The 22,765-nt window shown below is 59.9% G+C and carries 19 protein-coding genes and 4 pseudogenes; 2 read left to right on the top strand and 21 right to left on the bottom strand.

Annotated elements, in window-relative coordinates:
• Positions 1–509: 509 nt before the first annotated feature.
• Positions 510–1,748 carry an ATP-grasp domain-containing protein gene (locus tag NKJ88_RS29320; RefSeq protein WP_352446531.1) on the top strand — a complete coding sequence of 413 codons (1,239 nt, stop codon included), beginning with the start codon at positions 510–512 and terminating at the stop codon, positions 1,746–1,748.
• 102 nt (positions 1,749–1,850) lie between these two features.
• A pseudogene (locus NKJ88_RS29315) lies at positions 1,851–2,377 on the top strand (transposase); the annotation flags it as partial.
• A 45-nt stretch (positions 2,378–2,422) separates the two neighbouring features.
• Here the strand turns inward: NKJ88_RS29315 and NKJ88_RS29310 are convergent.
• From NKJ88_RS29310 to fni, 21 genes and pseudogenes are all read right to left on the bottom strand, one after another.
• Positions 2,423–3,436, bottom strand: a complete 1,014-nt coding sequence (locus tag NKJ88_RS29310) for a 1-aminocyclopropane-1-carboxylate deaminase (protein ID WP_352446530.1) — start codon at positions 3,434–3,436, stop codon at positions 2,423–2,425.
• Positions 3,437–3,765: 329 nt separating this feature from the next.
• On the bottom strand, positions 3,766–4,089 hold the full coding sequence (locus tag NKJ88_RS29305; protein WP_352446529.1) for an exopolysaccharide production repressor protein: 324 nt from the start codon (positions 4,087–4,089) through the stop codon (positions 3,766–3,768).
• A 28-nt stretch (positions 4,090–4,117) separates the two neighbouring features.
• Positions 4,118–4,435, bottom strand: a complete 318-nt coding sequence (gene fdxB, locus NKJ88_RS29300; RefSeq protein ID WP_352446528.1) for a ferredoxin III, nif-specific — start codon at positions 4,433–4,435, stop codon at positions 4,118–4,120.
• 10 nt (positions 4,436–4,445) lie between these two features.
• The gene (locus NKJ88_RS29295; RefSeq protein ID WP_502904777.1) at positions 4,446–4,661 is read right to left on the bottom strand and encodes a CCE_0567 family metalloprotein; all 216 of its coding nucleotides are present in this window, start codon (positions 4,659–4,661) and stop codon (positions 4,446–4,448) included.
• A pseudogene (locus NKJ88_RS29290) lies at positions 4,658–5,108 on the bottom strand (NifX-associated nitrogen fixation protein). The gene NKJ88_RS29295 and the pseudogene NKJ88_RS29290 overlap by 4 nt, the downstream one beginning before the upstream one ends.
• A 330-nt stretch (positions 5,109–5,438) precedes the next feature.
• Entirely contained in the window at positions 5,439–6,587 is a 1,149-nt protein-coding gene (locus tag NKJ88_RS29285; protein ID WP_352446527.1) for a TlpA disulfide reductase family protein, read from the bottom strand.
• Between the two features lie 149 nt (positions 6,588–6,736).
• Positions 6,737–7,231 carry a FixH family protein gene (locus NKJ88_RS29280; RefSeq protein ID WP_352446526.1) on the bottom strand — a complete coding sequence of 165 codons (495 nt, stop codon included), beginning with the start codon at positions 7,229–7,231 and terminating at the stop codon, positions 6,737–6,739.
• A 671-nt stretch (positions 7,232–7,902) separates the two neighbouring features.
• Positions 7,903–8,787, bottom strand: coding sequence for a universal stress protein (locus tag NKJ88_RS29275; protein ID WP_352446525.1), 885 nt, complete (start codon positions 8,785–8,787; stop codon positions 7,903–7,905).
• Positions 8,788–8,886: 99 nt separating this feature from the next.
• The gene (locus NKJ88_RS29270; RefSeq protein ID WP_352446524.1) at positions 8,887–9,672 is read right to left on the bottom strand and encodes a response regulator transcription factor; all 786 of its coding nucleotides are present in this window, start codon (positions 9,670–9,672) and stop codon (positions 8,887–8,889) included.
• Positions 9,673–9,691: 19 nt separating this feature from the next.
• Positions 9,692–10,171 carry a NifX-associated nitrogen fixation protein gene (locus NKJ88_RS29265; RefSeq protein ID WP_352446523.1) on the bottom strand — a complete coding sequence of 160 codons (480 nt, stop codon included), beginning with the start codon at positions 10,169–10,171 and terminating at the stop codon, positions 9,692–9,694.
• Positions 10,172–10,186: 15 nt separating this feature from the next.
• Positions 10,187–10,684: a nitrogen fixation protein NifX gene (gene nifX, locus NKJ88_RS29260; protein WP_352446522.1), complete on the bottom strand. Its 498-nt coding sequence runs from the start codon at positions 10,682–10,684 to the stop codon at positions 10,187–10,189.
• On the bottom strand, positions 10,650–13,532 hold the full coding sequence (locus NKJ88_RS29255) for a bifunctional nitrogenase iron-molybdenum cofactor biosynthesis protein NifEN (protein WP_352446521.1): 2,883 nt from the start codon (positions 13,530–13,532) through the stop codon (positions 10,650–10,652). Before NKJ88_RS29255 ends, nifX begins: the two co-directional genes overlap by 35 nt.
• Positions 13,533–13,586: 54 nt before the next feature.
• A complete protein-coding gene (nifK, locus tag NKJ88_RS29250; RefSeq protein ID WP_352446519.1) occupies positions 13,587–15,128 on the bottom strand; it encodes a nitrogenase molybdenum-iron protein subunit beta in 1,542 nt (513 codons plus the stop codon).
• A 124-nt stretch (positions 15,129–15,252) separates the two neighbouring features.
• Positions 15,253–16,755 carry a nitrogenase molybdenum-iron protein alpha chain gene (nifD, locus tag NKJ88_RS29245; RefSeq protein WP_023684976.1) on the bottom strand — a complete coding sequence of 501 codons (1,503 nt, stop codon included), beginning with the start codon at positions 16,753–16,755 and terminating at the stop codon, positions 15,253–15,255.
• 98 nt (positions 16,756–16,853) lie between these two features.
• Positions 16,854–17,747, bottom strand: a complete 894-nt coding sequence (gene nifH, locus NKJ88_RS29240) for a nitrogenase iron protein (RefSeq protein WP_023706403.1) — start codon at positions 17,745–17,747, stop codon at positions 16,854–16,856.
• 480 nt (positions 17,748–18,227) lie between these two features.
• A pseudogene (locus tag NKJ88_RS29235) lies at positions 18,228–19,477 on the bottom strand (type II toxin-antitoxin system HipA family toxin).
• On the bottom strand, positions 19,452–19,778 hold the full coding sequence (locus NKJ88_RS29230) for a helix-turn-helix domain-containing protein (RefSeq protein WP_352446517.1): 327 nt from the start codon (positions 19,776–19,778) through the stop codon (positions 19,452–19,454). The pseudogene NKJ88_RS29235 and the gene NKJ88_RS29230 overlap by 26 nt, the downstream one beginning before the upstream one ends.
• A gap of 354 nt (positions 19,779–20,132) precedes the next feature.
• Positions 20,133–20,720: a hypothetical protein gene (locus NKJ88_RS29225; protein ID WP_352446515.1), complete on the bottom strand. Its 588-nt coding sequence runs from the start codon at positions 20,718–20,720 to the stop codon at positions 20,133–20,135.
• An 86-nt stretch (positions 20,721–20,806) separates the two neighbouring features.
• Positions 20,807–20,989 (bottom strand): hypothetical protein, encoded by a 183-nt coding sequence (locus NKJ88_RS29220; RefSeq protein ID WP_352446513.1) that lies wholly within the window; start codon positions 20,987–20,989, stop codon positions 20,807–20,809.
• A 188-nt stretch (positions 20,990–21,177) separates the two neighbouring features.
• A pseudogene (locus tag NKJ88_RS29215) lies at positions 21,178–21,407 on the bottom strand (IS1595 family transposase); the annotation flags it as partial.
• A gap of 254 nt (positions 21,408–21,661) precedes the next feature.
• Positions 21,662–22,765, bottom strand: coding sequence for a type 2 isopentenyl-diphosphate Delta-isomerase (fni, locus tag NKJ88_RS29210; protein WP_502904778.1), 1,104 nt, complete (start codon positions 22,763–22,765; stop codon positions 21,662–21,664).

The following is a 22,765-nucleotide window of genomic DNA, read 5'->3' as shown; positions in this document are numbered from 1 at the left end:
GATATATGACTCTGGAAACGATCAGCCAGATGAGCGATGATCCCCTGATCAGCCTGCCAGCCGTGGCGCGCTGATCAGCCCGGCCCATGCCGGAGAGCACGGCGACTAATGCCGCCAGCTACACCACGCCGCGGGACACGATCCTTCCTATTGGTGGTCGCGGTTCGCATGCTCTCGTCAGTGAGCATCGACAACGCCAAGAAACGGCCAAGCTGTCCAAGCTTGCGTAGGCTCGGTTCAGCGAAGCACCGACGTGGACGATCTCGTCTCGGCAGGCGAAGTACGAATCCGTTAAAATCACTCACTGGCAGAGCAGTTCGTATGCCCCATCAAGCCAACCTTCTCCCCTGCGTTAATTCATTCGCTGCAACAGAACCTTCAAATGAATTTACCGAACCTTTGCGGCTGCAGATCGCTAACTAGTGTACGTTCACCCCATCGTCAGATCAGGCACCGATGTAGTTGTGCCATGACCTTGGCACAGCACCGAAAATCGGGAGCAACAACCAATGGCCAAAAGAGCATTCATCCTCCTTGAGGGTCATTCAAGGGGCAATGGCCTGCTATACGTCGAAGCGGCTAAGCGTCTTGGGCTTTATCCAATCACCTTGTCGACCGATCCGGCTCAGTACGACTATCTCGCGGCGGAAGCGATGGAGGCAATCACCGTCGATACGGACAATCTCGATGCTCTGATCCGCGAATTTTCGCATTTAGGAGCGATGTACGAGATTGCTGGCATTGCTGGGTTTTCGGGCGAGGATGAGTCGGTCTATGCAACAGTTGGTAAGCTCTGCCGGCATTTTGATCTACCGGGACCGAACCCCGAATCCATCGAACAATGTCACGACAAATTCATTCAACGTCAGCTTCTCTCGGATGCCGGCATTCCGACACCGGCTTATCGCTTGGCAGCGAACATGGCGGACGTAGAAAGCTCTGCCGCAGAGATCGGATTACCAGTGATTGTTAAGCCGGCTGTAGGCAGCGGCAGCATGGGTGTTCGATTGTGCAGCGACCTCGACGAGTTGGCTAAACATGCGACCTATTTGTTGGGTGGGCATCACAAATGGCGGTCTTCGCCTAGGGTGCTGGTCGAGGAATTCGCAAGAGGTCCTTACTATTGGGCAGACACAATGGGAGATCAGATCATTGGAATTGGGGCCGCCGATTACGGCCCTCCCCCGCATTTCGTCTGCCGTTCGTGCACCATTCCGGCCCCGCTGACTGATGACGAGCATGAACGTATCGCCGATGCTTCGCTGAGTTGTTTGCGAGCTCTTGGGCTAGGCTGGGGGCCGGCCGGCATCGAATTCCGGTGGACGAAGCGTGGCCCAGTCGTCATTGAAGTCAATCCGCGACTTCATGGTGCGCCCACTCCCCAGCTGCTTCAGCTGGCTTACGGTATCGATCTCGTCACTGAGCACATCAAGATTGCTACTGGCAAAGAGTGTGATTTGCGCAGAAGGCATTCGCACGTTGCGACCGCGCGGTTCCTAGTTGCTGATCGCGATGGCATCTTTGACGTGATCGCCGACGGCAGTCAAGGAACTGCTGTACCGGGCGTTGCCGAGGTCAAATTCTATATTCCACCCAAGACGTCGATCGTTAGGAAAGGCGATTACCGGGACTGGATCGGGCATATCATCGCCACCTCGCCCGGGCACGCTCAGGCCGAAGAGATACTCCAACGTGCCGTCGATTCACTCCATTGGTCGATCACGCGTTTTCCGACGGTTGGCGAATAGGCACGATCAGCTTAGTCTAGAGATGGGCTGTGATCGACGAATCCATTATGATGACGGATGGGTTTTGTGCTGATTCAACATCCACCTCGATGGAGGTGGACGATGGGAAGAGCTTTGAGCGGGGGTCTTGGGTCGCGTCTTGAAGACTTCGGACGAAGGCATGTCGGCGCGGCAAGCGGCGCGGTTCGCCGTGGGAGTGTCCAGCGCGATCCGCTGGACTGCGGGCGAAGATCGGCGCACTGGCGCCACGCCCGCAGGGCCGCCGCCGCGCCTCCGGCCTCGATGCGCATGAGCCTTCATCGGGGAGCGCAAGGACATGACGCTGAAAAAGATGGAAGCGGCTCGTCGCAGAGCAGTCGGTGCGGATCAGCCGCAGCGCGTTGAGCGCCTGGCTTCGCGGCCACGACTGGACATTCAAAAAAGTGTGCGCACACACTGGAGCAGCAGCGCCCCGACTTCCTGAAGCGGCCCCGGGACTGGTTCGAGGGCCAGCTCGACCTCAGTCGGCGAAGCTCGTGTTCATCGATGAGACCGGCCTCTCCACAAAGATGGCCCGCATGCGTGGAAGAGCGCCGCGCGGCGAGCGCTACCGCGTCGGCATGCCGCATCGCCACTGCAAGGCCACGACTCACCGAGCGGTACGGCAACCAGCCAGTCCGTGAAGCTTGACAGCGTCAACCATTGCGGAAGGTGTAACTGTAACCGTTAATGGCCGGCCCGCCGCCGAGGTGCGCGTAGAGCACCCTCGATCCCTCTGGAAAGAAGCCTTTCTGGACGAGGTCGATCATCCCTTGCATCGATTTGCCCTCGTAAACGGGATCGGTAATTATACCCTCGAGCCGCGCACACAGGCGGATGGCCTCCTTGATTTCCTCGGACGGAAGGCCGTAACAGGGAGACGCGTACCCCTCGAGCAACACCACATCATCCTCGACGATTTCCCTGCCAACGTCGACGAGCTTCGCAGTATACCGGGCAATGTTTAGTACCTGCGCCTTGGTTTGGGCGGGGGTGGCAGAAGCATCGATACCGAGGAGATTGCTCTGTCGACCGTCCTTGGCAAATCCAACGAGCATGCCGGCATGCGTCGAGCCCGTGACCGTGCAAACGACAATGTAGTCGAAGGCAAACCCAAGCTGTTTCTCCTGGGCGCGTACCTCCTCCGCGAACCCGACGTCCCCAAGCCCGCCATATTTGTGAACTGAGGCCCCGGCCGGTATCGCGTAGGGCCTGCCGCCCCTTGACTTGACTTCATTGAGCGCCTGTTCCCAACTGCGGCGGATGCCGACATCGAAGCCCTCGTCGACAAGGCGCACCTCTGCTCCCATGATCCGGCTCAAGAGAATGTTGCCGACCCGGTCGTAGACGGCGTCCTCATGTGGTACCCAGCTCTCCTGAACCAGGAGACATTTCATGCCGATCTTGGCGGCGACCGCGGCGACCATCCGCGTGTGGTTGGACTGCACGCCGCCGATGGAGACAAGCGTGTCGGCATTTGACACGATCGCATCGGGGATGATGTATTCGAGCTTGCGGAGCTTGTTTCCGCCAAATGCGAGACCGGAGTTGCAGTCCTCGCGCTTGGCGTAGATTTCCACCCTGCCCCCCAGATGCTTGGAGAGGCGGTCGAGCTTCTCGATGGGCGTGGGCCCAAAGGTGAGCGGATAGCGTTCGAACTTTTCCAGCATTTTCTCTCCGGCAACACGCGATGGAGCTGAATTAGCCATGCACGAGTCATTCTAGAGGCGTCTTTGATTTGGCGTCGTCTGTGTTATCCGACGAGCCCATTATTATTTCCAGCGCCTCGTTCATCATTGAGAGTTGCAACCGCACGCCGGCATACTGCGAGAGGCTAATAATGCGTATGGCATTCAAGAACTGCATCTCCTGGATTGACCAGAATGACCGGAGCGGTCACCATGGACTTCTCAAGCACAGTATTCCTTCTAGTATCTGCTCAATGTTGATGGTTGGTCCAAAGTGGCGCTGTCTTGAGCACTGACCTTGTCATGCGGCCTCAAGGCAGCAGGAGCGATATAGCCAGTATTTGATCGCGCTGGAGCAAATCTGCGGATTCATTCGTCACCTCATCAAGGTCTGGCGGCTCAGATCCAACTTCCTTGCAACTGCCGAAATGCTCAGCCCTTTGGCCAGCTCGGCTATCGCACCCAGACCGCCAGATCAGAAAGAGCACGCTTGCGAAATACGCCAGCTGAAGAAGCAGCGAACAAGCCAGCGTCGTGACCACTGCTGTGGAAATGGAATGAAAAGCGAAGTAGACAATCAATGCAGTGCTGCACAGTACCAGCCCCAGGACGCGACAAAAGATTTTTAAAGGCAACGCCGTTCTCCTGGTTTGTCTCCTCAGATCATGCTGTCACCTGGTCGGCAGCAACATGGGTCTGGCAGTTGTTCGGGCAGACGCGGGCGCAGGCTCCGCAGCCAATGCAGCGGCCAGGATGATCGACGGCCATGATCATGCGATTGAGCTCGCCGTCGAAATCGTCGTCTTCGCCGTCGCAGGCGCCGAGGACTTCACCCGCGTCGTCGACGCCGTAAAGATGCATGACTTCGCGCGAGCAGACTTTAAAACAGCGGCCGCAGCCGATGCAGGTCGTGCCGTCTATAGCGGTGAGATATTTCGGCATCCATCCGGAGCCGTCGCGGCTGGTGAATGTGCTCCTCATAGCAACTTCTTCATGGCAGCGAGCTCTCTCCTGGCACCATCCAACTCGGCAAAACGGCCGTCGCTTGCTCGGCAGCTTCCTCTATCTCGGTCGATTTTCCCGGGAGATCCTCTGCAAGGTCGCGCAAGTTCATCTTGGCAACTGCCGCGCGCAGCTGAAGCTTTCGGACTTTCCTACCCATCTCTTCCAGCTTTGACATAGATCCTTCCTCGAAAGGTTTCTTCATGCCCGTGTCACGTCGGGATAGGCTTCAATGGCTGCAGTCGCATCTTCGACCAGTTTCGTACCTGCCACCGCTAGCTCCTGAACGTCTCGAAGCCGAACCGGCGGATCTCGACAGAGCGACGAACCGCCCGGCCGTGAAAAGCAATCGTCCGAAGCTCCCATGGGTTTCATCTCCATGATTGGCGGTATCATCAGGCCGGAGCGCTCCTCGGTCGCAAGCCTGTAAAACATATCTCCACATCACGTCCGGCTCGGGATCGCCGATGACAGGCATCGCACGGCGCTGTTTTCTGGTGAGGATGAACTCGTCCCGCAGGTCGGCGTCCGATTTGCTTTCCCACGAGCCGTCGGAGTCTTGAGCACGGATCAGCCGCATGAGGCATCTGACGAATGGTATGGCAAGCGCCCCGTCCTCGTTAACGGCAGGGCTGATTGCGGTGTCAGACATTTCGCCTTCTCCCCATTTCAGTCCTCTTCCTCGAAGCACTATGTCTGTTTTCTTGGACGCGTACTTCGGGCACAGTAGCGCAGCCGACGCCCGGCTCGGGGCGGCCCATTCCACGCGATTAATGTCGCCGTGGCCGACCTTGACACGTCCTCGACTGCGAGGTCTTCCACCACGGCCAGAATTCGCATCGAGCATCGCTTCCGCCGCGATGCGGCCGGAGGTCATCGCGAAATTGGAGCCTCGAACCCTGTGCTGCGTGGAACCGACTTGCTGCGGCCGCGCCAGGGAAATCGACGAATTGGCCAGTACACATTCCAACCGTCGCCCCCTTTACGGGAGGCGCTTTGACACCTTCGTCAAAAAATTCTTTTGCGGTACCGCGCAGAGAGCGCCGTGACAAACCTTCTCATCCTTGTAGTTGGCCAAGGCCTGCAGCAACTCCGGTAGAAGGTGCTCTTTCAGTTCGTCAGGGATAGGCTCCGGACCGTCCAGCGACTTCAGTGCCAGCTCGACCAACTCGATCGCGCGATTTTTGTTGCCGCTCTCATGATAATACCGAGCGACCGCCGGATAAGACCAGAACTTTGGGCTGTCGCCTTGCGGGGGATTCAGTGCCAGCACGTGTTCGGACAGCTCTTTGCCTATCGCGAAGCGCTCAGCAGACGGAAAGCGCGAATGGTCAAGGTTCGGATGGAAGAGTCGGTCTAGCGCCGCGATCATCCAGTCCTCGGAGTTTCTGTCGATCGCGTCGCGAACCAATTGGCGCATGAGGGGCAAGCCGGTCCACATGTCGTGCATTTTGTGAAGCACCAGATTCGCATGAGCCAGGCGGAAATTGAGGTTGTCCGGCAACAAGGCAATGCCCCCTTCGATCACCGAGAGCGCCGTCTTCCAATCCTCTGCCTTCACCGCCGCCCAAAATCTTTCATTGATCGGCTTCTTCAACGCTTGTTCGCGCGCCATGGGTTCGTTTTTGGCGATCCGCTCCCTATCGGCGGATTTCGCTTGATCGCTGGTGCGCCAGCTGCCGTTAAGCACTTTCGGCAAGACCTCATCGAGTTCCGTCGGATGACCGATAAACGCGATGTGGCCGTCTCGGTCGACCACGAACGAGGTCGGAATCGCGACAGAAAAGCTGGGTTCCGTCCAAAGCTTGTTCATTTCGCCTGTGTGGTCGAAGGCTATCCGATACTTCAGATTCGGGCACTTTTCGGTCAGCCACGCGTCCAACTTCGTTCGGGCCTCGACGGCCGTTGGAGCGTTTTCATCAGCCGCGATCCCAACGACCTCAAGTCCGCTGTCCCTGTATTTCTCCTGTAGTTGCATCAGATGGGGCATCGCCGACACACATGGTCCGCACCAAGTTGCCCAAAATTCGACGATATACACTTTGCCGGGCTGGAAGTTCGTGAGGGGCTCGCCACGGAGCCAGTACTCCACTTTGATCGAAGGAGCCGGTGACTCCATTTGCAATACCATGTTGTTCTCCAAAGCTATGGCCAAAGTTGCGCGACTTTAGGCGCGAGCTTGTTTGCCTCGTAGAGAGGGGCACACGCAACGCGCGAGACGAGCGAGGCTCTCCTCTCCTTGAACCCGTGCAGCCAGCCCTCCCTCAGTGTTGCCGCATCTCAATTCGCAAAGGTCGTGCCAGCGCGCTCAGCGCGCATTAACGCCATAATTTCGCGTTGCCTCGATCTGCCAAGATGGCCAGTTGTATTGAACCCGACATGTTTTCTGCCGTTGTCAGCTTTTAGACAATCATCACGCTTCGCGCCGGCAGAAAAGCGTGGCCCCGACCACTCAATATGCATTCGGGCTGAGGGACCGAGCAGATGGACATCATGACTGCGTTGGCTGCCGCCAGGCCCGTCATCATCGTCCGCTTCACGCCGCGGGCTTGAGCGTCTTGCCGTTCCCCTCAGGCGGCAGCGGATCTCGCCATTTGCGATTCCAAAGGGCTGCTCCATCAAGCGCGCCCCCCTCGCCCGCTTGCGATTGAATTCCTGGCTGTCGACATGGGAATTTTTCACGACGAAGCCGGTCCAGCTTCGGCTCCCCAATGCCGCCATCGTCAGCTCGACGATTATGGTCGTGGTGAAAAAGGCCAGGATGATTGCCGGCATGTGCGGGGTTCCTGCTTCGTGCCTTTATCTTCTGTGTTCCCTGTGCTCAGGCGCTACAAGGGCCGCATGGTGCGAATGTGAGCATTGTCGGAATTTGACCAGCCTCAAGGCCGCTCGGTCGCCACGCGGTGGGCCGGGCAGACTGAAAACGCCGAAGGTGCGGCCGCGCTCGCCGCTGACCGGCTACCATTCCGGGCGATGACACGTGATTTTGCCACCATTCGTGCCGAGGGCCGGCAAGAGCCCGACCGCCGGACTCGAAGGTGGGTGCCTTGGCCGCTGCACCGTCATTGCCGTGTTCAGTTCCCGGCCAGTGGTGAAGGAAAGCGTGATAAAGCCAATACGATGAGGCTTCGTTCCGAACGCGGCCTTCCGCGCTGAACTCTCTTTCTCGACCTGACGCCGGCTCGAGTATTGGTGTTTTGAGCGCATTGAGGACGCCTGGGATTCTGCCCGGCCGTTTGTCTGCGCGTTACGGGTTATCCCGGCGAGCAGACACCGAGCGCGTTAATTTAGAGGCGTGCGGGGGATTTTTTCGCGACGGCGCTTGCAAGTTGCTCATGAGCTTCGCGAAAGCTGCTCGTTTGCGGCGACCTCTCTCCGACTTCGCATCAGGGTAGGTGACCAGGGGAGTAGGCTTTGGGACAGCATCGGTGCTACTTCAGAACCCGTCAGCGGGCCAAAAACAGCGGCAATGGCGGCTTCCCAACTATCCATCTCGTGACACCGCCGAAGAGCCGCTCACGCAGCCGGCGATTGCCATAGGCACCCACGACTATCATGTCGGCAGACGTGTCGATTGCGTGCTGCGCGAGCACCGTGGCTGCCGATTTTCCGGCGCTCGCCAGCAGGTCAACCGACACCCGAGCACCGTGCCGAGTGAGATAGGCAGCGATGTCGGCTCCCGGCTCGGCGCCCTTTCCGGCGCAGGTCGCCTCCGGATCGACGACTGCGACACGAACTTCCTCAGCACCGGCTAGCAGATTCAGCGCTTCCCGAACCGAACGGGACGCCTCGAGTCGCGAATCCCAGCCGACCAGCACGCGCCGTGGAGACAGAGTTGCCTCAGCGCCTTGCGGCACGACAAGCACCGGCTTTCCGGTGTCGAACAGGCTGCCGTTGATAACAAGGGGACCGACGTTAACGTCGTTGAGAAGTGCGGAGCCAACGATTGTCAGGTCGTTGCAGAGCGCCCGCGCTCGCACTGCGTCACCGACGCTGGCCTGATCGCCGACAAAATCGACATCATAGCGCCGCCACGTGGCTCTCAGCAGTTTGTGAATTTCCCTGGATGTTTTTTCCAGACTGGCCGCGTCCTGTGAAAATCTCCCGATCTGCCTGTACCGTTTTTCCAGTGCGGCGATGGCGTGCGCGCGTTGTCTAGGCCACTCGGCGATGCCATCGTTTAGCGGCGCAGGCGAGATAACCAGAGGCGGAGGCGACAAAATCAGGACGGACAAGTGTGCGCCGACCTCGGCGCACAAGCTTGCAGCTGTTCTGACGTCCCGATCGGAGTGGTCAGCTCCCGCTACACTGAGCAGGCTTTTGAAGGCCATCTGAATGCTTCCCCTTGGTATGTCGCGCCCGTAGCGCGTTTCGGAGCCGCAAGACTTGCCCTCCACGGAAGACGGAGAGTGGCACCACCCGTTCGCTATTCAGTCGTCCGGCTTCTCGAGCGAGTAGCCGGCAGACCTGACAGTACGAATGACGCTGCCTGGCGAGGCCGCCTTCAGCGCCTTTCTGATCCGGCTGATATGGACGTCGACAGTGCGTTCACCGATATGGATATTGTCCGGCCAGGCCGCGTCGATCAGCTCGTCTCGGCTGAAGACCTTGCCGGGAGCCTCAAGAAATTGCCGCAGCAGGTTGAATTCGAGAGGTCCGAGATGGATGTCGTGGCCATTACCTCGAACCCGGTGAGCATCGAGCTTCATCTCAAGGCTGCCGCAACTGAGCCAGCTGCCGTTTTTTATCCCGTTTGAACCCGGCTGTGGCAGCGCCAGCTTCGTGCGTAGACAGTCAAGCAGCTTGGCCGGCGCGAAGGGCCGCACAAAGCTCTCGTCAATACCTGCCTGCAACAGATCGAGGTGCTGGTTCTCGGCGCCGGGCGCGATCAACGCAATGACGGGCAGGCGGCCGGTCCGGGGCTCCCGCTTGAACCGGGCGCAGATTGTAGAGCCTGCCGCGCTTGCTGGCCCGCAGTCCAGGACTACCGCCTGGAGCTCCCGTTGATCGGCCAATGCAAGTGCTTCCTTCACGCCGCCTGCCGGCTCACTCGTGAAGCCGTCCACCCCAAGAATGTGGCTCAGGAACAAATACAACTCCGCATCTTGCGAACAGATCAGTACCACTGGCTTCATCAGCGCTACCCCAAGAACCACATCGGCCTCGACCGCCTCGATTGAGAGGCCTCGCCATCGCATGTCCTCAAGACCTGACATGATCCCCTCGGTCGAAAGATCACGCCCGCGCCACCTCGGGATAAGCCTCAATGGCTGCGGTGGCATCGCCGGCCAGTTGGGTACCGGCCGCGGCGAGCTTCCAGAACGTCTCGAAGCCGAACCGATGGACGTCGCGCAGGGTCTTGGACAGAACGACCAGTCGCCCGGCCGTGAAGAGCACGCGCCCGAAGCCCTCATGACTTATCTCCATCATCGGGGATGCCATCAGGCCGGAGCGTTCCTCAATCGCAAGCCCGACGGCGGTGTAGAATTTATCGAGCCTCCACAGCACGTCCGGATCGGGATCACCGATTATTGGAATTGCACGGCGCTGTTGCCTGGTGATGATGAAGTCGCCCACCAGCTCGGCGTCCGATTTGCCTTCCCATGACCCGTGGGAATCATTAGCACGAATCAGCCGCACGAGGCATTTGACGAACGGGGTGGCAAGGGCCGCCTCGTCCTCGGTGGCGGCAGGGCTAACAGCGCCTTCAAACATTTCGCACACTCCTCTTCAGTCCTCGTCCTCGAAAGAGGGTTTCTGTTCGGCGACACCCGCCTGCGCCAGCACCTTGCGCAGCCAAGGGGGAGGACACGTCCTGAGCATCATCTGCGTGCGCAACAGCACCTCTTGGATGGTCTGGGGCTGCGGCACTTTGATTGGATGGATCTTTGCGGAAACAAGTTTGGCTGCCGAAGGTCCGCCGATCGCCAGACAAAACAGCAGATGACAGCCCTTTAGCGCCTCCACCTTCGGGGTGATGCGGTCATCGCCCTCGGTTCGGTGCTTCCCGCTCTCGTCGGAAACGTCACCAAAGGCCACGGCTTCCACGAGATTCCACTCCTCGCGCATCACGTCGTAGACAGCAAAGCGTCTGGCCGACCCGAAATGGGCGTTGAGGTTCTTCATGTCCTGCGTGGCGATCGCCACGCGCAATGCGCCGGCCTGACGTTCCGGCGTCGGTGCGTGAACCTGGTCAGCGACGAGCGAGAGGCGACGAACGGAGCTCATCTGGCATTTCTCGCTTACGGAGTGGATCAAGCGCGTCAGGCGTCGGCGCGCGCCGGTTGGCTGCAAAAATGTTGGCAACCTCGAAGATCAGGTCGCGGGTCCCCTGGTAGAGGATTGTGAGCTTGTGCTGGGCCCCGAGCCGGTCGAAGATCGGGAAGCCGACCCGCATGAGCGGAATGCCGAGACGCTGCGCCGCCTGGCGGGCGTGGGAATGGGTGACGAGAAGATCAGCGCCGGCGCCAAGAGCTTCCAAATCGCCGAGATCGCCGATTTGAACCGACTGCGCCGGCACTTCCTCCAGAATTTTCGACATAGCGGCCGTTGTGACCGCCGCCGCGATTTCGGAGCCCATGCCGAGGAAGAAGCTCGCGAGTTGGTAGAGTTGGTCTGGTTCAGCAGCGATCGCAATTTTCTTGCCTCCAAAGTGGAAATGTCCGTCGAGCAACGCGTCCTGCAGCTGCGACCGCTGACGGCGCACCCCAGACGGCGCCGCCGCGCCCGAAACCGTAGACAGGAACGAGACGAACCGGTCGGCGTCCCTCAATCCAGTCAGCGACCGGAACAGTACGTAGGGCACGCCGGTCAACCTATGCAGCACCTCGGCGGGGCGGCGCATATGCTCACCGATGACGATACATTGCTCGGCCGTGCCAAGCTCGCGGACATCCTCGACGCTGGTGCCGCCATATGTCGTCGTGACCCAACGGTCGGGCAGCGTACCGTCGAGCGAGCCGGAGACGTCCGGCAAAATCACCGGCTGCAGTCCAAAGCTTTCAACCATCTGACGCAAATGCTGAATGTCAGCCACAGTGAGGTTCCAGCCAGGCAGGATCACGATCTTCTTTGATTGCCGCGCCTGCTCGCCGGGCCGTGTAATCCCTTCGATCATCGCGGTGACAGCTTTGGCCCAGCCCTCTTCGATCGCGCCATCGAAATCCGGTGTGTTGGCTAGCACCACCTCCGTACCCGCGAGTTCTTCCGCGCGCTTCAGCCTGATATTGGCGATATCTCCCGCGCTGTCTTCGCCTCGGGTTTCCACCAGCGCCGTCGTGCAAACCCCGATCAGCGTTGGCTTTGTGCGGGCCTTGAGGTTGAGGATCGCCTCTTCCAGATGGTCTGCCCCGCCGAGGATCGTCGCCACCTCGTCCATCGCCGTTGTCTGCAAGGGGATGGCTTCCTTGAAATGTCGCACGAAGAGCACGAGCGCGAAGCTGGTGCACCCCTGGCTGCCGTGGAACAATGGCATCGCGCCGTCGACGCCAAGAAAGGCGAGGGCGGCTCCGAGCGGCTGGGATGACTTCAGCGGATTGACCGCCGCCGCTTTGGTCTGGGGAAGGATGCGGACCATCGGCTTTCCTCGACATTCGCCGAAATCACCGGCCGTCGTGCCGGCGAATTCCTGGACAACATGCAAGGTCGCGGTCTCGTTTTTCATGCGCGGCAGTTCTTCCCTCACCGCAGGCTGGCAATCCCATGGTGCCGGTTCCCGTACCTGGCGCCAGATGGGGTTATGAATGGCCAGGTCGATCTGGCGTACGAGTTCCACCATGCCGTCATAGCCGGCGTAAGGGTGTTGGCGCTCCTGGTTGATATCGAGCCAAGGTGTCTTGGCCTTCAGCGCGACGAATTGCGTGCGCCCGCCTGATAGCAGGATGTCGGCCTTGTGTTCGGAGAGCATGGCGTAAAGCTCGCGCGCTGCCATCTGCTCGAACATGTGGTTGTCGTGCTTGAGGATCTGCTTGATGCGCTCCTTGTCTTCGACGGTCGACTTCTTGACAGAGGTGCCGACGATCTCGATCCCGATCTCCATCAGCGCATGGACGACCGACCAGGACTTCACCCCCCCGGTGTTGAGCAGCACGCGCTTGCCTTCGAGCCTCGGCCGGTAGGCCGCGAGCTTCTTCCAAGCGATCGCCTCTTCCTCTGCAATCAATGCCTCGGTGCGGCCGAGGATCTCCGGATCGGCACCCTTCTTCACGAGCAGCTGAGAGATTTGTCGGAGCGCTTCAGAGGTGGCGCTGATGCCGTAGAAGGAGCCCTCGAAAAACGGGATGCCCCAGCGCTGCTCCATCTTGCGGGCGAGATTGATGAGCGCGGTCGAGCACACCATCATAGCCGCCCGGGCGCGGTGCGCGCCGGCAATGTCGAAGTAACGTGCGTCGCCCGGAATGCAGGCGCGCACCCGGATCCCGAGCCGATCCAGCAGCGGCTTCACCAGCCAGAATTCGCCCGAGAGGTTGAATTCGCCAAGAATGTTAATGTCGTAAGGGCCGGCATCGTCGGGCTCGACCGTGCCGATGACATGCTCGAGCAACGCCTCGCCGGCAAGCTTGTTGCCGAGATTCTTGGAGCCGACGAAGCCCGGCGCATTGACCGGTACCACCGGCAGGCCGAACTTTTCCGCCGCCCGCTTGCAGACGGCCTGGATGTCGTCGCCGATCAGCGCCGTCACGCAGGTCGGATAGACGAAGATCGCCGGCGGCTCATACGCTTCCTTGATCTCGCGGATCGCTTTGAAAAGCTTCCGCTCGCCCCGCCCCATCACAACATCGAGTTCGGTGAGGTCGGTCGTAAAGCTTGTGCGCCACAGCGTTGGCCCGGACGAAGCCGCACCGCGGTTGTCCCAGGAGTTGCCCTCGCAGGCGAGCGGCCCATGGACCAGGTGGGCGACGTCGGTGATCGGCTGCAGCACGATCTTGGCGCCATCGAAGGCACAGCCACCGGCCGCCGCTCCGGGGGTCAGTGGCTTCGAACAGCCCTTTTTGCGCGCCTTGGCATCCTTGCCGAGGTTCTTTTCACAGCCAGGCTCGTTGAAGACATCCTGGATTTTGGCTCTGAGCAAGGACATTGCGTCGGTCTCCAAAGTCCCTCGGGAAGACGACCGGCCAAGCCGACGTCACGCTTAGCGGGTGAGGTCATACGAATAGTCCGTCACGCCCGTCTCGCTTGTCTCGCGATCGAGCTTGTCGAAGATCTTGTCGAGGATCGTCGTCAATACGCGCAGCCCGCCTTGGTAGCCCATTAGCGCAAACCGATGGTGATGGTGGCGGTCGAAGATCGGAAACGTCAGCCGGATCAGCGGCGTGCCCGTGTCGCGCTCCAGATACTTGCCATAGGAGTTGCCGATCAGCAGGTCCACCGGCTCGGTGAAGAGTAGCGAGCGCATCGCCCAGAGGTCCTTGCCCGCCCAGACTTGAGCATCCTTGCCGAAGGGCGATGATGCAAGCAGTTCCTTCAACTCCGCTTCCCATGCCGATGTGCCGTTGGTGGCGAGGCAATGGGTCGGCTCGCCGCCCGTCTCCATGATGAAGCGGGCCATGGCATAGACAAAGTCCGGATCGCCGTAAATTGCGTATTTCTTCCCGTGCAGCCAGGATTGGCTGTCGGCCATGGCGTCGACAAGTCGGCCGCGCTCGAGGCGGAGTGCCTCGGGGATTTGCTTGCCGGAAATCGCGGAGACCTCGATCAGGAAGTCGTCGGTCGCCTTAACTCCGAGCGGGTAGTGGAAGGAGGCCGTCGCCTGCCCCACTCCCTTGCAATACTCCAATGTTTTGCGGGTGTTGTAATGCTGCAGCGACAGCGTCGCCTCGGCGTTGAGTGCCTTCCTCACATCTTCGATCTTCGTGCCGCCGTCATACATGCGGTATTCGCCGTCGGACGGCGTGTCGAACTGGTCAGAGGCGTCTTGGATGAAGGTATAGGACACGCCTATCAGATCGAGCAGACGCTTGAGTTCCCGGTTGTTGCCCACGCAGAAGCCGTCGAAACCCGGAATGACGTTGATGGTCCCCTCGGCTTCGTTTCGCTCCTCGCCTTTCCAGAAATGCTCCAAAATGCCCTTGAGCGCGACGTCGTAGCCATCGACATGGCTGCCGACGAAGGCCGGCGTGTGGGCGAAGGGCACGTCGAAGTCGCGCGGGACCGAGCCTTGGTCCTTGGCGTTCTCGATGAAGCTGTGCAGGTCGTCGCCAATGACCTCCGCCATACAAGTGGTCGAGACGGCGATCATCTTCGGGTCGTAGAGTTGGTACGTGTTGGCGAGCCCATCGACCAGGTTCTTCAGGCCGCCGAACACTGCCGCGTCCTCAGTCATCGAGGAGGAAACCGCCGAAGCAGGCTCCTTGAAATGGCGCGAAAGGTGCGAGCGGTAATAGGCCACGCAGCCCTGGCTGCCGTGGACGAAGGACATCGTTCGCTCGAAGCCCGCAGCCGCGAACACCGCGCCGAGCGGCTGGCACGCCTTGGCGGGGTTCACGACAAGCGCCTCGCGAGCGAGGTTCTTCTCGCGGTATTCCCAAGTCTTGGAGAATTCGCGTTGGTCGGTAACGACCTGGTCCGGGTGCGGACATTCGAAATTCAGCCTCTTCTCGGCAAGCATCTGCCTGTATTCCGGCTCGCGGAACAGGGGCGCGTGGTCGAGAATTTTTTCAGCCGACTGCGGCATGGGTGGTTACCTCTTTCCATCTGGCCCGCCATAGGGCGGCACAGGGACGTCGAAAGTTTCAGGTCTCCCGCGGACAAGCGGCCACAGGCGTTCACGGCCTCCCGGCTTCCGGGAGGCCAGGGTTTCATTCGGCTGCGATCGCCGCCGACGGCTCGGCTTTTTTCTTCCAGGGGGCGTCGTAGAGGTTCCAGACCGGGTTGTTGATGGCCAGGTCCATATCGCGCGCGAAGATGGCGAACCCGTCGTAGCCATGATACGGGCCGGAATAATCCCAGGAATGCATTTGACGGAACGGTATGCCCATCTTCTGGACCGGGTACTTTTCTTTGATGCCGGAGCCCACGAGATCAGGACGGATCCCCTCGATGAACTTCTCCAGCTCGTAACCAGTCACGTCGTCATAGATCAGCGTGCCCTTCTTCACGTAGTGGCCGGTGCGCTGATAGTCGTCGTTATGGCCAAATTCATAGCCAGTGCCGACGATCACCATGCCCAGGTCCTCATATGCCGTGACGACGTGACGGGGGCGCAGCCCGCCGACATAGAGCATCACCGTCCTGCCTTCGAGGCGCGGCCGGTACTTGGCTATGACCGCCTCGACCAGCGGCCGGTATTTGGCGATGACCGCCTCGGCCTTTGCCTCGATTTCCGGCCCGAAGTGCTTGGCTATCTTGCGCAGAGAGGCTTCGGTCTGGGAGGGCCCGAAGAAATTGTACTCCATCCAGGCGATGCCATACTTTTCCTCCATGTGCCGGCAGATGTAGTTCATCGACCTGTAGCAATGGATGAGATTGAGTTTCGCCTTTGGCGCTCGCTCTATTTCGGCCAGCGTAGCGTCGCCCGACCAGTTGCCGACCACGCGCAGACCCATCTCCTCGAGCAGGATGCGCGAAGCCCAGGCGTCGCCGCCGATATTGTAGTCGCCGACCACATTGACATCGTACGGGCCGGCCTCGAACTCGAGGTCCTTCTTCTCGAACACCCAGTCGCGGATCGCGTCGTTGGCGATGTGGTGGCCGAGGGATTGCGAGACGCCGCGGAAGCCCTCGCAGCGCACCGGCACGATTGTCTTTTCGTGCTCCTTGGCCTTGTTGCGGGACACAGCTTCGGTGTCGTCGCCAATCAGGCCAATCGGGCATTCGGATTGCACGGTCATGCCCTTGTTCAGCGGAAACAGTTCCTCGATCTCGTCGATGATCCGTTCGAGCTTCTTGTCGCCGCCGAAAACAATGTCCTTCTCCTGGAAATCGGAGGTGAACTGCATCGTGACGAACGTGTCGATGCCGGTCGTGCCGACGTAGTAGTTGCGGCGTTGAGACCAGGAATATTGCCCGCAGCCGACCGGCCCGTGCGAGATATGGACCATATCCTTGACTGGACCCCACACCACGCCTTTCGAGCCGGCATAGGCGCAGCCGCGAATTGTCATCACGCCGGGGATGGACTTGATGTTCGATTTGACCTCGCATTCGGAAAGGACCTCGCTTTCCTCGCCAGCCTCGTCGCCGCTTTTTGCGACGCTGAGGTGCTTTTTGCGGCGCTTCGCCGACTTGTCAGGATATTGCGACAGCACTTCCTCGATAAGCCTCGCATGGAGGCCACCGTCATTCTCGTATTCCAGGCTCATGGGACCCCTTTCAAGGTTCAGGGTGACGCCTCACCGACGAGGCGCCGTTCTTTGAAAGACGCACCACGTCGGGCGGCGCCTCGTGTCGGCAGCGGTCGCTACTGTGCGGCCGCCTTGGCCGCTTCCTTGACCTGAAGCTCGGCAAGCATCTGCTCGTCCGTCTTCATGATGCCGAAGTCGAGCAGCATGTCCTCGAGCTCCTCCATGGTGATCGGGGTCGGGATGGTGCCCTGGCCCGAATTCCCGTGGATCTTCTCGGCCAGCGCCCTGTATTCCCCCGCCTGCTTGGAGTCCGGCGCATACTGGATCACAGACATCTTCCTGAGCTCGGCGTGCTGGACGATGTTGTCGCGCGGCACGAAGTGGATAAGCTTGGAATTGAGCCTGGAAGCCAGCGCTTCGGCGAGGTCGAGCTCGCGGTCGGTTTGGCGCTCGTTGCAGATCAGGCCACCGAGCCGCACGCCGCCCGAATGGGCGTATTTCAGGATGCCCTTGGCGATGTTGTTGGCGGCATAGAGCGCCATCATCTCGCCGGACATGACGATATAGATCTCCTGGGCCTTGTTCTCGCGGATCGGCATCGCGAAACCGCCACACACCACATCCCCGAGCACGTCGTAGGAGACATAGTCGACATCGTCGTAGGCGCCGTTCTCCTCGAGGAAGTTGATCGAGGTGATCACTCCGCGGCCGGCGCAGCCGACACCCGGCTCAGGGCCGCCGGACTCCACGCATTTGATGCCTTTGTACCCGACCTTGAGCACGTCCGCGAGTTCCAGGTCTTCCACCGAACCTTCCTCTGCCGCAAGATGCAGGACCGTATCCTGCGCCTTCGCGTTCAGGATCAGGCGGGTGGAGTCGGCTTTGGGGTCGCAGCCGACGATGAGGATTCTCTGCCCGAGGTCGACCAGGGCGGCGAGCGTATTTTGGGAGGTGGTGGACTTGCCGATGCCGCCCTTGCCGTAAAAGGCGATCTGACGCAAACCTGACATGTAGCTTTCCTTCCTTCGTTCCCATTCATCGCGGCTGCCGCGACTTGAATGCCGGTCGGGCAGCTCTAGCCGCCTCGCACCTAAGGATCTCAAGACTCATGCCAATTTGGCTGATCCAACCGATGAATGTTTTCATGCTTGTTTTTCAGTGGTTTAGCTTGAGTTCAAAGAAAAGGATCGTCGGAACAGCCCGTGTAGCGGACGCGACATTGGCGACACAAAGCGTCGGATCGCGATCCTCAGTCACCGAATTCGTTTGCACCGCGTCGTTGTGTTGACGTGGACGAACAGCATCTCAACCTACTTGCGGGAAGCTGCGAAACTTTTTGTGCCAGCGAGCTGACGTGCTTCGTCTCGCGTGTCCTCGTCGAGACTGCGTAGAATCCTGCGCGCGACGCTGGCATACCATCGGTCCGCGGCCACTCATCCGGTGCCACAGGCGGATGGTCCCGCTATATCAGCAATTCGAGGGGTCTCGGCTCACTTGTCGGCACAGGAGTTCAGTATCGGCGTCATCGCCTTCACATGTTCGTCATCCGCTCGAGCACTTTCGCTGCGACAACGTCGCGCTCAGGCAGATGCCACCAGTACTCGTTGACGAGTTTGACCGTCTCGACCACTGCCTTCAGGACTGCTGGCTCCGGAAGCGGTGCACGGTTCGCAAATGCTTTCCATCGCGGTGCTGCTAGCGCCTTGAACGAGCGCTCTCCTCCAAGCGACAGCCCCATGGCGTCGGCGGGAATATATGGCACGGTGGATAGGAGGTCGTAGATTGGTGCAAGCGCCGGCTTGTCGCCGTTACCGGGATAGATCAAAGACCAGTTCTTCAGGTGCATGTCGCCATTGCCGGTGATGACGGTCAGTGCCATGCGGCGGACGAACTCGAGAGCCGCCGTAGGCGAGACGGCCACGCCAAGAGCCAAGGCTATGTCGTGATAAGCAGCCCCCTCATATTTGCGCGAGGGGTAGACATCGAAGACCTGGGCGAAATCCTCGATGTGTATCCTCTCGCCACCGGCGCCGCGATCGAAGCGTTTGACGAGAAGGACCTTGCCGTCAGACAGCGTATTGAATTCTTCGGGAACGCCCTCAAAATCGGACTTCTCGACCAGTTCGCATTCAGGAACGTCCATGCCGATTGCTGCTGCCAGCGCCAGGTTGGCGAATTCGTTCTCGGAAAAGCCCGGGAAGGCCGTCGAAGGGAACTTGGCAATGTACCGGCCCTGCTCGTCGTCCATCGGCAAGGTAAGGCCGCCGCCTTTTCCAATGTTCTTCATGACCGACAGCTTCATCTGCACGCCGGCAAGCGAGAACCGTGCCTTGGGCTGATCCTTTGAAGCATCCTGCGAAACCGCTATCGCGCCGTCACTGGGCAACGCCCGTGCGGCTCCCGGCAGATCGGCGCCCAGCGCCGCTAAAAGGTCGAAATCATTGCCTGGCCGCACATTGCCTTCGTGGTGCCTTCCATCGCCTGCGCAATTTCTCCTCCGGCAGGAGGTTCGCGAACAAAGCGGGCAAGGCGCTTGGCACAGGCTTCGGATCTTTCCGCAACACTCCCGTCGCTGCCCAAAACGAGAGGCTGACAACCGGAAAGCCGCCCGTCGCGCAGTAGGCCTCATCGAAGTTGAATGCATATCGCCCGGCGTCCTGACGATTGTGCCGATCTTCACTGCCTTCAAGAGCACGTCCAGCGACGGGATCGTCTTAGGTGCGCGAAAGACTGGAGGCATGATCGTCATCGTCAGGTTGAGAAACAAAGGCCGGTCGATCGTCATCATGATGCGGACGCAATAGAGCCTGAACAGCCGGCACCATGGCTTGCGGAACCAGCATCATTTCCAGACCGAGCGCTCGAGCAATATTCATGAGCGTTGTCGCACGCGCGGCTGCGGCTCCCTTTTCGATGTCGCGATATCGGGGACGGGATATACCCGCCAAATCAGCGACCTGCTCCTGCGTCATCGCAGCCGCCAGCCTGGCCTGCCTGAAAAGCCCACCAATTTCGAGAAGAATTTCCGATTGAGAATCCATTATGATACGTAAACGATCTTTTCGAATGCGCGATGATACGCAAAGGTATCTCCGACAAGCAAGTCACAACTCTATGATCTGTTCGCGTATCATATAGCCACGGGCGACCCGTCGCGGATCAGGCCATTGCGGCGCAAACCCAACCGCTTCGGCGGAGAGCTTTGCAGGGTTATCATGAAGCCCGCGGCGGAAGGCAGCAAGTCAAACAAAGAGAGGGCCCAGCGGGTCGTTCAGGCCGAAGGGCTGGGACGGACGCGTTCCTTGTCGAGCCGATTAGACAGGGCGTCAATTCCACGAAGGTTCGCGGAAGCGGAAAGCCAAGGCAGCGGAGAGCGTTAAAAGAGGGAAGGATTGCTAATTGGCGGAGCCGCCCTTGCTTGGCCGAAGATACATGGCCTTCAAAATCAGGTAAAGGGCCTTGCGGTCAACGCTCCCATTCAAAAGGTACCCGAGAAGATCGTGGCGCATGTCGGGCGTCATCGGCTGTCGGTACGGGATCGCGCGATCCATCCGGTTCTTCTCAAACCAGTTGATGATCAGAAGGCAGAAGTCCAAAGCCAAAATTGCTTCACGGCCATCTATGAGATCGCGGCGCGCAGCGGCCTTTTCCTCGTCGGTTCCCTTGAAAGCGTAAGGGACGTCTTCCTGATATTCGTGATCGAAGAAATTGCCGAGAAACGGTTCCGCGTTCAGATTATAAAGAAGCAAGGCGAGAATTTTTACGTGCGATAGCCTAGTCGTATGTTCGGGCGTCTCTTCATTCAGCCACTTTTCGTTGTCGCTGACCCACTGGGCGTGAATTTGCTTTATAACGTTGGGAATGAATTGCGCGTCGAGCTCATGGACCTTGAAATTCGCGTAGCAAAATTGACGGAACGCGTAATTGAACGACTCGTAGTCGGAGAGCCATTCATCCAATTTTGTCTCATCAAACGGAATCATTTCAAATCGAACTCCCAGCCGCCCCAAACAGCAAGAGGGCGAAGGTTGGTAAACCTTCGCCCTCTAAAAGCAAATAGAAATCAGGGTTACGAAGCGGTTTTCACCGTTTCATTCACCAATTCAGCGGTAGACACATAACCGAGAGTCTTGTCAGGATTCGGCTTGATAACCGCGCGACCGTTTTCGTGCAGTTTCTTGAATCTTGAAATGTCACGCGGAAGAGCGCATCTTTCAGCGATCCTCGGCTTTACACCTTTCTCCATCATCATGCGTCGTTCTCCCGTTCCCTGGCCCAGCGGGGTAAATGCTAGTTGGGCGCGCCATACAAGCAACGCACATATTTGTCAATTTTCTGCAAACATGCAACGTGCAATCTGGTGCGTCATAAATGCGTACGTAGCAATTTGGTTGCTAATTTGGCGAAATGCGGGAATTTGCGAATTATTTTGTCCACGTTTCGCTGCCAATAACGTTTCCACGTACGCCACTCCATGCTGCATCGCTCGGCCAAGCAGCCTAAATGCGTTATCGCCGTTGGAATTGCGAGGGTGATCTTCCAGCCATGCTGCATGATGGCGTACTGCTGGCGGCGACTATGCGGCGAAGGCGGCTGAAATAGCTCTCCACCATGTTGGTATGCTTGCCGTGGCCGTCGCTGTAGCTTTCCGAGGGGTTGATGCGGTCCAAGCGTAGCCGGCCTCCAGCACCCCCGGCCCCTTCAGGGGCTCAACTCGGTTGGCGTGACCGATCACCCCGATCAAAGCGCGACATGGCGTCGAATGCGGCTTCACTCTCAGATGCCCCAGTCGGCTACGGCGGGGCGCCTCCCTGATCACAAAGCAGCACCCGAACAAGCCCGCGACCAGCGCGAATCCCCGCTTCCGAGACTTTCTGACTCAGTGAGACTAGGCGCCCGTCGCCACGTGCGATCGAGGCTGACATCAACCGGCGGGCAGATGCGCCGAGGCCAACAAGCGCGCTTGACGCAAAGCCGCCAGATCAGCCGAGCCGGTGCAGAAGCAGGCGACGGCCAACTGGCGGATGACGATCTCGAAATGCGCGACAACCGCCTCGGTGGATACCGTAGCCGCGCGCAGCACGCCAGCCGCCTGCCCGGCGATGTCCGCGCCCAGGCGGATAGCCTTGGCCACGTCGACGCCGTCGCTGATCCCGCCCGACGCAATCAGCTTCACCGCTGGCAGCGCCCGACGGACCGCCTGCACGCTGGCCGGAGTCGGAATCCCCCAATCGGCGAACGCCATCGCCACTGCGCGGTCGGCGGCATCGCGGGCGCGCTCGCCCTCCACCGCGGCCCAACTGGTGCCGCCGGCGCCGGCGACATCGATCACCGCCACGCCCGCCTCTACGAGCGCACAGGCCACCGAGGCGGACAGGCCCGACCCGACTTCCTTGGCCACGATCGGCACGCCCACGCTGCGTGCGGCGCGAGCGATCTGCGCCAGGACGCCGCGCCAGTCGCGGTCGCCTTCCGGCTGTACCGCTTCCTGCAGCGGATTGAGATGGACGATGAGTCCATCGGCCTCCAGTGCACCCACCGCCCGGCGCGCGAGGTCCAGGCCGTCGGCCTCACGCAGTTGCGCGGCGCCGATATTGGCCAGCAAGGGAACGTCTGGGGCGAGGCGGCGCAGCGCGCGCGTCAGCCCCTGGGAGTTGCGGGATTGCAGGCTCACGCGCTGCGAACCGACGCACATGGCGATCCCCAAGGCTTGCGCTGCCTCGCTCAGATGCCGGTTAATGGCCTCGGCGCGTGGCATGCCGCCGGTCATGGAGCTGATCAGCAGAGGCGCGCGCATGGTCTTGCCCAGCAGCGAGGCGCTGAGGTCGATCTGCGTCAGGTCCAACTCGGGCAATGCGCAGTGTTCGAAACGAATGCACTCCCAGCCGGCGGCCTTGGCCCACGCCGCTCGCCGATCCAGCACGATGTCCAGGTGGTCGTCCTTGCGCCGGCTCAGCTTGGTGTCGCTGATGCTCGACCCATCCGCCGCATCGGGCGACGGCGTTGCGTCGGATCGGACCGACGGCAG

Origin of the sequence: Mesorhizobium sp. M0016 (assembly GCF_040324035.1) — a bacterium.
Taxonomy (GTDB): domain Bacteria; phylum Pseudomonadota; class Alphaproteobacteria; order Rhizobiales; family Rhizobiaceae; genus Mesorhizobium.
The sequence above is the reverse complement of the archived record's forward strand: the minus strand, read 5'-3'. Positions and strand labels throughout refer to the sequence as shown.